The sequence below is a fragment of the Paenibacillus sp. FSL P4-0184 genome (genome assembly GCF_038004625.1).
GTDB lineage: Bacteria > Bacillota > Bacilli > Paenibacillales > Paenibacillaceae > Paenibacillus_AQ.
Genome location: NZ_JBBORN010000001.1, coordinates 2411951 through 2424996, shown reverse-complemented (window position 1 = coordinate 2424996; position 13046 = coordinate 2411951). Strand labels below are relative to the sequence as shown.

At 46.8% G+C, this 13046-nt stretch carries 14 protein-coding genes; 3 read left to right on the top strand and 11 right to left on the bottom strand.

The window, feature by feature from the left end:
• Positions 1-27: 27 nt before the first annotated feature.
• The 4 genes from MKY52_RS10515 to MKY52_RS10500 form a co-directional block, all read right to left on the bottom strand.
• The gene (locus MKY52_RS10515) at positions 28-648 is read right to left on the bottom strand and encodes an alpha/beta hydrolase (protein WP_341051270.1); all 621 of its coding nucleotides are present in this window, start codon (positions 646-648) and stop codon (positions 28-30) included.
• Entirely contained in the window at positions 645-1595 is a 951-nt protein-coding gene (locus tag MKY52_RS10510) for a ring-cleaving dioxygenase (RefSeq protein WP_341051268.1), read from the bottom strand. Before MKY52_RS10510 ends, MKY52_RS10515 begins: the two co-directional genes overlap by 4 nt.
• 17 nt (positions 1596-1612) lie before the next feature.
• Positions 1613-2014: a DoxX family protein gene (locus MKY52_RS10505; RefSeq protein ID WP_341051266.1), complete on the bottom strand. Its 402-nt coding sequence runs from the start codon at positions 2012-2014 to the stop codon at positions 1613-1615.
• A 139-nt stretch (positions 2015-2153) separates the two neighbouring features.
• On the bottom strand, positions 2154-2624 hold the full coding sequence (locus MKY52_RS10500; RefSeq protein ID WP_445671017.1) for a MarR family winged helix-turn-helix transcriptional regulator: 471 nt from the start codon (positions 2622-2624) through the stop codon (positions 2154-2156).
• Positions 2625-2914: 290 nt separating this feature from the next.
• Here MKY52_RS10500 and MKY52_RS10495 point away from each other — a divergent pair, with 290 nt between their 5' ends.
• The 3 genes from MKY52_RS10495 (at position 2915) to MKY52_RS10485 (ending at position 5542) form a co-directional block, all read left to right on the top strand.
• On the top strand, positions 2915-3577 hold the full coding sequence (locus MKY52_RS10495; RefSeq protein WP_341051263.1) for a futalosine hydrolase: 663 nt from the start codon (positions 2915-2917) through the stop codon (positions 3575-3577).
• Positions 3577-4428, top strand: coding sequence for a 1,4-dihydroxy-6-naphthoate synthase (locus MKY52_RS10490; protein WP_341051261.1), 852 nt, complete (start codon positions 3577-3579; stop codon positions 4426-4428). Before MKY52_RS10495 ends, MKY52_RS10490 begins: the two co-directional genes overlap by 1 nt.
• A gap of 292 nt (positions 4429-4720) precedes the next feature.
• The gene (locus MKY52_RS10485; protein ID WP_341051259.1) at positions 4721-5542 is read left to right on the top strand and encodes a class I SAM-dependent methyltransferase; all 822 of its coding nucleotides are present in this window, start codon (positions 4721-4723) and stop codon (positions 5540-5542) included.
• Between the two features lie 69 nt (positions 5543-5611).
• Here the strand turns inward: MKY52_RS10485 and MKY52_RS10480 are convergent, their stop codons facing one another.
• From MKY52_RS10480 to MKY52_RS10450, 7 genes are all read right to left on the bottom strand, one after another.
• Complete coding sequence (locus MKY52_RS10480) at positions 5612-6592, bottom strand: alpha/beta hydrolase (RefSeq protein WP_341051257.1); 981 nt, start codon at positions 6590-6592, stop codon at positions 5612-5614.
• A 222-nt stretch (positions 6593-6814) separates the two neighbouring features.
• The gene (locus MKY52_RS10475) at positions 6815-8182 is read right to left on the bottom strand and encodes a sensor histidine kinase (RefSeq protein WP_341051256.1); all 1368 of its coding nucleotides are present in this window, start codon (positions 8180-8182) and stop codon (positions 6815-6817) included.
• Positions 8179-8853 carry a response regulator transcription factor gene (locus MKY52_RS10470; RefSeq protein ID WP_341051255.1) on the bottom strand — a complete coding sequence of 225 codons (675 nt, stop codon included), beginning with the start codon at positions 8851-8853 and terminating at the stop codon, positions 8179-8181. The genes MKY52_RS10475 and MKY52_RS10470 overlap by 4 nt, the downstream gene beginning before the upstream one ends.
• A gap of 208 nt (positions 8854-9061) precedes the next feature.
• Positions 9062-10135 (bottom strand): ABC transporter substrate-binding protein, encoded by a 1074-nt coding sequence (locus tag MKY52_RS10465; RefSeq protein WP_076284904.1) that lies wholly within the window; start codon positions 10133-10135, stop codon positions 9062-9064.
• The gene (locus MKY52_RS10460; protein ID WP_341051252.1) at positions 10132-10965 is read right to left on the bottom strand and encodes an ABC transporter permease; all 834 of its coding nucleotides are present in this window, start codon (positions 10963-10965) and stop codon (positions 10132-10134) included. Before MKY52_RS10460 ends, MKY52_RS10465 begins: the two co-directional genes overlap by 4 nt.
• On the bottom strand, positions 10955-11767 hold the full coding sequence (locus MKY52_RS10455) for an ABC transporter permease (protein ID WP_042192705.1): 813 nt from the start codon (positions 11765-11767) through the stop codon (positions 10955-10957). Before MKY52_RS10455 ends, MKY52_RS10460 begins: the two co-directional genes overlap by 11 nt.
• Positions 11757-12866, bottom strand: coding sequence for an ABC transporter ATP-binding protein (locus MKY52_RS10450; RefSeq protein WP_042194671.1), 1110 nt, complete (start codon positions 12864-12866; stop codon positions 11757-11759). Before MKY52_RS10450 ends, MKY52_RS10455 begins: the two co-directional genes overlap by 11 nt.
• Positions 12867-13046 lie beyond the last annotated feature (180 nt).

The window sequence follows — 13046 nt, the reverse complement described above, 5'->3', positions numbered from 1 at the left end:
CGCCATTCGGCGGTTATTCTGATTGTTTTATGCATTTGTAGATGTGCTGCGTATTTGCAACCAATCTCTAGCGGCTTCAGCCTCAGCAACACTCAGGCGATGACCTTGGTTGCCCCAGTGTGTTGTAACCTCTGCGCCTGCCTTCTGTAAAATAATCTCCAAATCCTCAGTCTCCGACGAAGCGATAAGTGGATCATTTGTGCCAGCTCCGATGAAGATAGATACTCCTTCCAGCGAAGGAAGCGTAATATTCCGAAGCGGTACCATAGGATGCAGTAGAATTGCAGCGCGGAAAACATCCTTATAATGGAACAGCAGACTACCCGCAATGTTCGCACCGTTAGAGTAACCCACGGCTACCAGATTGTTGGCATCGAATCCGTATTGCGCTGCGGCTTCATCCAGAAACTGCTTGATCTCGTGAGTACGGAAGATTAGATCTGCTTCATCGAATACCCCTTCAGCTAACCGTCGGAAGAACCGTGGCATACCATTCTCCAGCACATTCCCTCTGATGCCTAGCACCGATGAATCAGGAGATAACAACCCGGCAAGCGGCAGCAAGTCCTGCTCATTGCCTCCAGTACCGTGAAATAATACAAGCGTGGGTTTCGTTACATCTTTACCTTTATGGAATACATGAATCATCCCTGCTTCACCTCAATTTCTCTTATTTGAATAGGACTTAAATTTCCTTCGATAGTCGCACGATGCGGTTCATACCAAGAGGGCAGCATCAATTTCTCACCCAGAGCATCCGGTGCCTCATCCCGAGCAAAGCCTGGAGGGTCTGTAGCAATCTCGAACAGGATTCCCCCTCTTTCACGGAAATAGATCGCATTAAAGTATTGGCGGTCTTGAACCGGTGTCGGATGGTGTCCATGACTCTGCACATGAAGCCCCCATTCCTGCTGCTCAGCGTCATCTTGTGCTCGCCAAGCGATATGGTGAACCGTACCTGTACCTCCTGCTCCTTGCGGAACCGGTGTTGTCTTCAGATCAATAATATTACCCAAATCGCCAGTAGTTCTATAACGGCTATACCCGTCTCCATCAGCGATATGCTTCATTCCCATTGTATGAACAAGCGTTTCTGCAGTTTGCGACGGATTGTTACTGTAGAGCACAGCGCCGCCGAACCCTTTGATAGCATGCCCCGTGGGAACTCCACCGAAAGACCACTTGCTATGCGGCCCTTCCTCACGTTCCACGAGTTCAATGCGCAAACCGTCATAATCAGCAAAGGATAGATAAGATTCCGAGATTCTCTGCTTAAGAGTAACCGGAATTTGATATGCCGCAAGACGCTGTTCCCAGAATGACAGAGAGCCCACTGGCACTGCGTAAATCGTTACGCCAACTTGCCCACTGCCAATTCTGCCTTTACGCCCGGTAGATGAAGGAAAAAAGGTAATAATCGTTCCCGGAGCACCTACTTCATTCCCAAAATATAAATGATAAACTTCCGGAGCGTCAAAGTTAATCGTCTTCTTCACAAGCCGTAGTCCTAGAATACCGGCGTAAAAATCAACGTTGCGTTGAGCATCTCCAACAAAAGCGGTAATATGATGGATTCCTGCAGTTTGAAGTGTCATAATGATAAACCCCCTTCTTAGTTAAAAATCAATGCATCCAGAGAAATCGAACCTGGCCCTGTAAGTGCAATACCTGCAGCAACTACCAGTACCGTAAGCGGAAACTCAATTCCGTTCGAAGTAGACCAAAAGCCATTTGGAGCGTGAACCTTAATGATAGCCCCCAGCATAGTGGCAACAATCAACACCGCTGCAACAGGCGTCAGAAGGCCTGCCGCGAACATGAATCCGCCTACCAGCTCCATTAGTCCTGCTAATACCGCCATAGTAACGCCTGGTTTAATGCCGATGGATTCCATCCAGCCACCTGTACCCTTCGGGCCGTAACCACCAAACCATCCAAACAACTTTTGGGTACCATGCCCTATAAACGCAATCCCGATCACTAATCTCATCAATAATATTCCTACACTTATCATTGTTAATCCACTCCAATTTTCTTTGATTTAATTATCTTAACATTAAGATATATGATAAAAATTTTTATCTTTCAGTGGCAAGAAGCAGCGAACTGCTTCCGCCCTTATAAAACGCCCTTGATGCGATGTTTCAGCGCTCCTATACACCTTTTCCTAGCTTCTTCAGTAGTTCAATCGCCTGACCCTTCTCATCCTTATCCAGTCCACGCATCAAATCATGGATCGAAGTCACATGACGCGGGAAAATCTTATCGAACAGCTCACGCCCTGCATCCGTAATCTCCGCATAGGTCACGCGTCTGTCCTCGCTACACGGCACACGTTTCAGAAGACCTTTCTTCTCCAGCTTGTCGATATTATAGGTGATGCTTCCACTCGTAACGAGAATCTTCTCCCCGATCTGTTGTAGTGGAATACGGGTCCGGTGATATAGCACCTCAAGCACCATGAACTCGGCAGATGCCAGCCCATAACTCTTCATATCCTTCACAGCTTGATCCATCAAGCTTCTGTAAGCCTTAGATAATACAACAAATAACTTTAAAGAAGACGCCTGATCCATCTCCGTAGTATTCTCTGTATTGCGAACATTCTCTTCGGTATTACTCATCATTCCCACCTCCAGTTTGACAGCGATGTTGTTCAATATAAAGTAAATGTCTTTACATTAAATATCTTTAAGTTAAGATAACTATACTTCCTCACACTACCTTTGTCAACCTTGCCACTCTAAAAAGATAACATAAGGTGCTTAACGAGCTGTTAATGTTCTTTCTACGACTTTTTAGGAGCGTGATGAAAATCACTCTAAGTTTGACCTGACCCTTAAAACGGCGTATTCTTGTCTTTACGAATGACTATTTAGTAAGCGATTTCACTTCTCTCAAAGGAGGCAACCTGATGGTGGAGGAACAAGCTGGTGCGCGGCGCGTGCTGATCGTAACAGCCGTAGCCGCAGAGCGAGACGCGGTCCTGCGCGGCCTACAAGGCAGCGACAGGTTCCATGTGATTGCTGCCGGCGCAGGTACGGCAGCAGCTGCGGCGGGAACCGCCGCGGCACTCGCAGCCGGATCTTACGGCTGCGTAATCAGCGCCGGGATCGGCGGCGGCTTCCCGGGGGTGGCACCTTTAGGCTCGCTGGTCGTTGCCAGCGAGATGATTGCCGCCGACCTCGGGGCCGAGACGCCGGAGGGCTTCCGCAGCGCTGCCGAGCTTGGCTTCGGCAGCGTGTCCGTGCCGGCTGACCGCGGCACGGTACAGGCAGTTTCGGCCGCGCTGGCAGCGGCCGGACTGACCGTAAGCACGGGGACCGTGCTTACGGTCTCGACGGCGACCGGCACCGCGGAGACGGCCGCCGCCCTCATCGCGCGGCATCCCGGTGCCGTCGCGGAAGCGATGGAAGGCCACGGAGTTGCCGTGGCCGCTGAGGCGCTGGGGCTCCCGGTACTGGAGCTCCGCGCCATTTCGAACCCGGTCGGTCCCCGCGACCGGGCCGCCTGGAAGATCGGCGATGCATTGGAAGCATTAACGGCGGCAGCCGCTATACTATTGGAGGTGCTGTAATGACAACTGAGCTTAATATCGCTTTTTCCCCTTGCCCTAACGATACCTTTGTATTCCATGCCTGGGCACACGGGCTTGTCCCGAATGCACCACAACTAAATGTAACCTATGCCGACATTGATATCACCAACACACTTGCTGCTAACGGAGAAGGCCCTGAAGTCCTTAAAATCTCCTATGCCGCCTTACCATGGGTTCTTGAGCGTTACAAACTGCTGCCATGTGGCGGCGCACTAGGTCGTGGCTGCGGCCCGTTGCTTCTTACCGCAAGTGGTCCGACTGCGATCAAACGTCCCGAAAAGCTAGCGGGACGCCGGATCGCAGTGCCTAGCGAACGCTCTACAGCTTATCTGCTTTTCAGATTATGGGCAGCACAGCATATAACTGGAGGCATCGGCGAAATCGTCGTCATGCCTTTCGATGAGATCATGCCTGCCGTACGCGATGGACATATCGACGCTGGACTGGTAATTCACGAAGCCCGTTTTACTTACGCATCTTATGGTCTTAATATGCTGACTGACCTGGGCAGCTGGTGGGAAAGCGATACCGGACTGCCGATTCCACTCGGCGCGATCATTGCTCGCCGCGATCTGGATGCCGATGCCATCACTGGCTGGATTCGCAGCTCTCTACAATATGCGTGGGATCATCCTACCGATTCCAGAGACTATGTGCTTAGCCACGCTCAAGAGCTGGCTCCAGAAGTGGCTAAATCACACATTGATCTCTATGTGAACGACTTCTCGATGAATCTAGGTGATGACAGCTACGCTGCAATCACCTCCTTACTAAATCGTGCTGCAGCAGAAGGACTTGTACCTGCCATCGATCCTGCATTACTTCGGTAGCATTGGCTAGACGTTCTTAGCGCACTTTAAAACTAGACATCACCCACAATCCCCGGTACACCTCAAGGTGTCCTCCGGGGATTTTTGTTTAAAATATATGAAAGTATAAGTTTCACACAATACTTTATGTTTTATATTTCTCGCTTAAACGCTTACCGTCCTTATAGGACGCCGAAGGAATTTATACTTGTTCTGAGTAACATTCCCCGCGATTGCTTCGATCCATTATTTGGCATGGCGAAGCGATGGCTATACAATAGATCTATAAATAGGTTCTATGAAGGAGGATCACATGATACCTGAAAACAATAGCAAGCAAAACATCGATCGATTTCTCGGCTTTCAAGAGGACTATGACCGCTACCGTCCTGAAGCTCCTGCCATGATCATCAAGCTGCTGACCGACTACTTAGGCAGCACACCTTCAGTCGTCGCAGATATAGGCTGCGGCACGGGCTTGTCTACTTTTCTGTGGAAGGATGTCGCGGACAACGTAATTGGCATTGAACCGAATCCAGATATGCTGGGAAAAGCAATCGATAAATTAAGCCGGATAGAAGATCCTCAATCCATCACTTTTGTACAAGGTTATTCTAACCAGCTTCCACTTGCAGTGGACAGCGTAGACATAGTGACCTGCTCACAGTCATTCCACTGGATGGATCCTGAAAGCACACTTCGAGAAATCTCCCGGGTCTTGAGAACAGGTGGTGTCTTCGCTGCCTACGATTGCGACTGGCCTCTCCCCCTTCAACAGAAGGTAGAAGAACGTTACAACCAACTGATCTCCAAATCCGAGGAACTGCTCGCCTCACTCTTATCTGATGCTGAGAGAGCACATAAATGGGACAAAGAAGGGCATTTGTCACGGATTCAGGCTAGTGGAGCTTTCTCTTTTGCAAGAGAGATCGTATTTCATAATCTTGAATCCTGCGATGCGCAGCGCTATGTAGGACTCGCTCTAAGTCAAGGCGGAATACGAACCGTGTTGAAACAGGACGCTACCTTGCTCGATCAGGACATTGCAGACTTCACAGCTGCGGTTGAACAACATTTTCAAGGACGCACCCTAGAGGTTCTGGTCAGCTATCGGATGAGAATCGGCATCAAATAATTTCCGCCCTTAAGCGCAAAGAACGCCCCGATTTTCCTTATAGGAGGAAAGTCGGAGCGTTTTCTTATTTTATTTGACTTCTTCCATGAACAAATTTAGGTTCTCAACGATTTCCTTAGATCTGGAATGGTGTAAATAATGTCCGCCCTCGAATGTCATCACTTTTCCATGCACAGATTCCTTAACTTGCCCTTCATGCAGAGGAATCCAATCTTTCACGGTTGTATTATTCGCTTGTATAAAGAATATAATGGGAAGATTCTTGTCGAATTTCAACCCTCTGGCTGCGACAAAGTTAGGATATATATGTTCCATTTCATTTAAGGTAGTGGAATTATTCATATTTTTGAGCGATATCAATTTCATTTGTTTTTTGGTCTCATCATCAAATGGCAGTCCATCATAAGGGTCACCGCTTAATTGCAATCCCAATCTAATGATACCTGAGTCTTTGAGCAGCTTTAATTTTTTTATCGGGAATTTAACATCCATGCCGCCTTGCTCAGGAACACTACTATCAACCCCCACAAATGCACTCACTTCGTTTGGATATTTCTTCGCATATTCCAATCCGTAAATACCTCCAATGGAGTGACCCATTAGAATATATTGGTCAATGTTTAGATTCTGTACGGCTTCATGAACCTCACTTATGATATTCGCTGTAGTTCGTTCCTTATCGGTCTCATCACTTAATCCATACCCAAACGGCTCAACCGCGACCACTTTGTAAAATGGTGATAACTCATCAATCAACGGCTTAAAATCAAGTGCTGGCGCTCCAGTTCCAAAGCCCGGGATAAGCACAATAGTCTGCTTCCCTTGTCCTTGGATCAAAACATTCATACTTTTTCCGTCAACAGGAACTAACTGACCATATTGATGTATTTTTTTCTGATCAGATTTGTTGCTAATCACATTAACCGTATAAACAACAGCTAGAAAAAGCACGATCAAAATCAATATTGCTCCTAATATTTTCAGCAACAAGTTACGTACTTTATGCTTTTTCTTTTCATTCCCCGTTTTTATTACCTCTGTTTGTGTCACCCTCATCTTCTCCTGTCCTAATCTATTTATTATGTCGCCTTAACGTTTCGCTAATGAGATCTTAACCAACGATGATGTACTCCTCATGACCACAATATGAACTAAATATGAATAGGCAAAAAAAATACTACAGCAGCGCAAGCAAGAAATCCTACCTGTGCTACCGTAGTATGAACAATGAGGCGCGCGTTCAACCCCTCGCAAAATATCCTTGAACGATAATTATTCTGTCGGCACTATAATTGGTAAGGTGACGATGAAGGTCGTTCCTTGGCCAGGTTCGCTTTCCACTCGGATATCCCCTTTATGAAGCGATACGATCTGTTTAACAATGGCTAGTCCCATCCCGCTACCGCCATACTTGCGACTGTGAGAACGATCAGCTTTAAAGAAGCGTTCAAATATACGTTCTTGGTCCTCGGGAGAAATACCAATGCCAGTGTCGGATATTCGGACGATTACATTGTCCAAATCTTGTTTGATGCTGACGTTAATCACACTGTCATCCTTGGAGAACTTGATGCTATTTCCAAGGAGATTCGTCCACACCTGACTTAACAGATCATGGTCTGCCCATACGATTACTGATTTCAGATCAAGTTCAAAACTAATGTTGCGTGCCGACCATTGGGGCTGTATCGCCACGATTACACGTCTGATCTGTTCGTCAAGACTGAACGTGATAAGCCGCAGTTGTTGGGATTGCGATTCAAGCAAGCTAAGCTTTAACAAACTATCGCTCATCTTGGACATCCGCTCCGCTTCGGCAATAATAATGTCTAGATAACGATTTCGTTCATCCTCTGTGAGAGCCACCTTCTTGAGCGCAATAGCATAGCCAGATATGGAGGTGAGTGGAGACTGAACCTCATGCGACACATTCGTTACGAACTCCCTGCGCATTTGCTCAAGGTGCTGCAGATCGTGCATCATTTCCTCGAAGCTATTAGCCAAGGTACCTAACTCACCCATCTGCTTAATATTCAATTCGACATTGAAATCCCCAGTTGCTATACGCCTAGTTGCCTTTGTCAGCCTTTTGATCGGTCTCACTAAGAACATGGAAGCGACCAGTATCAATACGCTTCCCGTTATTAACGAATACGCCAAAAAATTAAATAGCAGATTCCTCGTAGAAGACAAAGTAGGAGGCACAAGCGGCTCCACAAACATCGCCTTCGTTCCCATTTCAGTTTTCAAAGGTAGTCCTAAGAGGTTGGAAGCACCTATACTCGGTTTAACTTGAAGAGCTTCACCACCCAATACTTTCTTTAATTGCTCCCTAGTCACGGTGGCAGGGCTCTCTCCATTAAGTGCTCCGTAAGACTGAACCTGACCGTTCTCATCGTAAATTCGAATATGATAGGAATCAAGCTGCTTCATTCCACTTATAAGAGCATCGGCTTCACGTGAGGGTAAGGTTTCGTATATCCGTTCGATGTCCTGACCAAAGCGAAGTAAGGGAATTCGCAGGTTTTCGTTTAGTTTATCTTGAAATACCCAGGTTGTCACAAATAGAGAAATCAGTGTGCCTCCGATCACGGAGACCAGAAAGGTCAGAACAACACGTGTATATAATGATCTGATCATTCATATACCTCAAGCCGGTAGCCAAGTCCACGAACCGTCTCAATACGAAAATCAGGAGTAGTCGAGAACCGCTCGCGCAAACGTTTGATATGCACATCTATCGTTCGATCGTCTCCAGCGTAATCAATCCCCCAAATCTGATCGATTAACTGCTCGCGCGTATAGACTTGTCCGGGTGTTCCAGCGAGCTTATACAGCAATTCGAACTCCTTGAGTGGCAACATGAGCGACTCCGTCCCTCTCATCACCTTATAGGTCTGCCGATCAAGGACGACGTTGCCGAACTGGATCGTCTGAGTGGAACCAATCTTGTATCGCTTCAATAAGGATCTAACACGAACCGTCAACTCCAGCGGATCGAATGGCTTTGTCAAATAATCGTCTGTCCCCAGTTCGAAACCCTTCACCTTCTCCCAGGTTTCACCTCTCGCTGTTAGCATAAGTAAGGGAAGATCAGGATTGGCTTTTCGGAGCTCTTTGCATAACGTCCACCCATCCATAATCGGCATCATGATATCGAGTACAACAAGATCAACCTGCTTTGAGGCGTAAACGGCTAACGCTTCTTTGCCGTCTGCAGCTTCGGCTGTATCAAATCCGTCGTTACGTAGAAATAAACAGACGAGTTCGCGAATGTTCGCGTCGTCGTCAGCAACTAGTATAGTAGGCATTCGTACCCTCTTTTCCTGTTATCCATCCTAGCCATTATACTACAATATACTTCCAGCCAAGAAGGAACGCCTTCGGCATCATTTAAAGGGTGATGATCGTTTCACGAAAACGTAAAACTCTACTTTCTTATATTTCAAAAAAGAGCGTCTAACACGGTAATCCGCATGTAGACGCTCTTGAAGTCGTTTGACTTCACCTCCAAACGACTTACTTTTTATTCATCTTAAACTTCAGGAAGAGCTCATTGTAATGAGCAAGCATCCGTTTGCCAAGATTATCATACACCTCAAGCCGATCCGTAATCTCAGCAGGCGGGTAGAAACGGGTATCCTCGGAAGTTTCCTTAGGAAGTAGCTCCAGCGCAGGGATGTTAGGTGTGGAATAACCTACGTATTCTGCATTCTTAGCCGCTACATCTGGGCGAAGCATGAAGTTAATGAACTTATGCGCTCCATCCACATTATCCGCAGTTCGTGGAATGACCATGTTATCAAACCACTTGTTCGAGCCTTCCTCAGGCACTACATAATCCAATTTATCATTCTCATCCATGATCTCAGAAGCATCACCGGACCACACAATCCCAACGGCAGCCTCTTCATTGGCAAGCAGCATCTTGATCTCATCTCCGACAATCGCCTTAACGTTAGGAGACAGTCTATTCAGCTTGGTCAGTGCTTCTTGCAGGTGAGCCTCATCCCGGTCATTAACGGAATAGTGCAGGCTGTTCAAAGCCATACCCATCACTTCGCGTGCTCCATCCACCAAGAAAATGTTGTTCTTCAGCCTGCTGTCCCAGAGGGAATCCCAGCTGGTGAAGTCCATCCCTTTGGTCATCTCCGGGTTGAAGATAATCCCGACGGTTCCCCAGAAGTAAGGCACGGAATACTTGTTGCCAGGATCAAAGGAAAGGTCCATAAACCGCGGATCAATATTCTTTAGATTCGGAACCTTGCTATGATCCAGCGGTATGAGCAGATTTTCTTCTTTCATCTTAGCAATGGCGTAATCCGAAGGAATTACGACATCAAAAGTAGTTCCACCCTGCTCCACTTTAGTTAGCATAGCTTCATTAGAGTCAAAAGTTTGGTAAATGACCGTTAATCCGGTCTCTTTTTCAAATTCCTTCAACAGATCAGGATCGACATAGTCGCCCCAGTTATAGATAGTCAGTGTATTCCCTCCGGAATAGCCCTCTCTCGAGTTCATCCAGGAGCCCAAGTACATTAGAGCGAATGCCGTGATCATGATCGCCAAAAAAGCATTTACCAGCTGTTTCATCTAGGCACCCCCGCTTCCGCCACTGGCTCCGCCACAGCTTCCGAGGTATTCTGACGGTTCTTCTTAAGGGTCAGGAAGTAATAACCGACAACGAGCAGTATCGTGAACAGGAAGATCAGTGTCGATAGCGCATTAATGGATAACGACACCCCTTGCCGAGCTCTGGAATAAATCTCAACCGATAGCGTCGAATAACCATTACCCGTTACGAAGAACGTAACTGCAAAGTCATCCAGTGAATACGTAAGCGCCATGAAGAATCCACTAAAGATCCCCGGTTTGATAATCGGCAGAATAACCTTAGTCAGAACATCCTTGCGGCTTGCGCCGAGGTCACGTGCGGCATCCGTTAGTGAAGGACTCATATCCTGTAAATGCGGCAGAATCATCAACACGGCAATCGGTACACTGAACGCGACATGCGAAAGCAGAACGGACACGAAGCCAAGCTTGATGCCTGCAATGGTGAACAGGATCAGGAACGATGCACCGATAATGACATCCGGACTAACGATCAACACGTTGTTCAGAGATAACAAGGTGTTTTTAGCACGACGGTTCTGTACACTCTTAATGGCCAATGCACCAATAATAGCGATAAGCGTGGCGATAGCCGAGGACAGAAGCGCGATTACAAGCGTGTTGATCATGATGATAATTAGACGTGTATCCTGAAGGACCTCACGGTAGTAATCCAGCGTAAAGCCCTCGAACTTGTGCATCGTCCCCCCGCTGTTGAACGAATAGTACATCAGATAGAAGATTGGCGCATACAGAACAACGAACACTAGCACTAGGTACAGATTGGAGAACCCGTTTTTATTTCTCATTCCGCACCCCTTTCCGCGATCCGCCGGTAATAATCATAAACAGCGCCATAATAGCAATCAGAAACACTGCGACCGTGGAGCCCATGCCCCAGTCCTGTGTGACCAGAAAATGCTGCTCAATTGCAGTACCGAGTGTAATGACCCTGTTGCCTGCAATCAGACGAGTAATCATAAACAGGGACAGCGCTGGAATGAATACCGCCATACATCCGGAACGCACACCCGAAATGGTCAATGGAAAAATAACGCGCCGGAACGTTGTCCAGCCTGAAGCACCCAGATCACGTGCCGCATCCAGCAAGGATAAATTAAGATCCTCCAAAGCGCTGTAGATCGGCAAGATCATGAATGGGATAAAGATATACACAGATACAAATACAAAACTGAAGCCCGTAAACAAAATTTGCTGTTCTCCGATTCCAAGCAGGTCAAAGAAATTGTTGATTGGTCCGAACGTACCAAATATGCCGATAAAAGCGTAAGTTTTTAGCAGTAAATTAATCCATGTCGGTAAAATAATCAGCAATAACCATAGCTGCTTATGCTTCGTTCTCGTCAACAGATATGCCGCCGGATAGGCGACCAGCAAAGAGAATGCTGTAATCAAAAACGCATACCAGAATGAGGTCAGCGTCATTTTTAAGTACACAGGTGTAAAGAAGTTCACGTAGTTATCTAGCGTAAGATGCCCATCCAGATCAAATAGAGAATAATAGATGACAAGCAGCACTGGTGCGATTACAAACAAGGCGATCCACAGGTAATAAGGGATGAGATAATACGATCTGCCCTTATTCTTCATGACTCTCCACCTCGCCGTAAGCTTCCAGACGTTTGTCGAACTCTTCCTCCGTTTCACCAAAACGCATAACATGAATCGCTTCCGGATCAAAATAAAGGCCAATTTCACTACCTACCGTCGCCTTACGTGTAGAATGCACAAGCCATTCATGTCCGGATTCATCATAACAACTGATTTCATAGTGGACACCCCGGAACAACTGGGAATCCACTCGCACACGTAGCTTACCCTGTTCCAGCGTTGAAATTTCCAAATCCTCGGGACGTATAACAATCTCCACAGATTCGTTAGGTTTAAGACCAGCATCGAAACATTCAAAGCGGCGCCCGTTAAACTCCACCAGATAGTCTTCAATCATAACACCTGGAACAATGTTGGACTCGCCAATAAAATCAGCTACGAAACGGTTAATTGGCTCATCATAGATATCATTAGGTGTTCCGCTTTGTTCGATTTTTCCTTTGTTCATGACAAAAATCCAGTCGGACATCGCGAGTGCCTCTTCCTGGTCATGTGTAACAAAAATAAAGGTAATGCCAAGTCGTTGCTGCATTTCACGCAGTATGTACTGCATCTCTGTTCGCAGCTTCAGATCGAGCGCAGATAGCGGCTCGTCCAGCAAAAGAACCTGCGGCTCATTCACAATCGCACGAGCAATGGCCACGCGCTGACGTTGACCACCGGACATTTCGTTAATGGCACGCTGCTCGTAGCCCACAAGGTTAACGAAACTTAGCGCTTCCTGCACCTTCTTCGTGATGACGTCTTTCTTAAGCTTCTTAATGCGCAGTCCGAAAGCCACATTCTCGAATACGTTCAGGTGTGGAAACAATGCGTAATCCTGAAATACCGTATTGACCTGCCGCTCATTGGCTGGAATGTGGTTGATCACTTTACCGTTTAAATAGATAGAACCGCTTGTTGGCTCTGCGAACCCAGCGATCAATCGTAGAATAGTCGTTTTACCACAGCCTGATGGACCAAGTAGTGTATAGAATTTGCCGCGCTCTATCTCAAAGCTGACTCCTTTTAACACCGGATCTTCGTCGTCATATTGCTTGGTAACCTCTTCAAATGAAATAATGGTGCCTTCCTGAATAGCTATAGCTAACAACCTCCCTGCCTAAAGTATCACAATACTATTTTACCCGCATCTCGCGGAGAACAATCGAATGGGCATGCTCAGCGCTAATAAGCGACAATTCCTCCTCTCATTCGACACTCCAATAGATATAGCATATTAGATTGTACCATTATATGCGATAGCTTACATGGATAA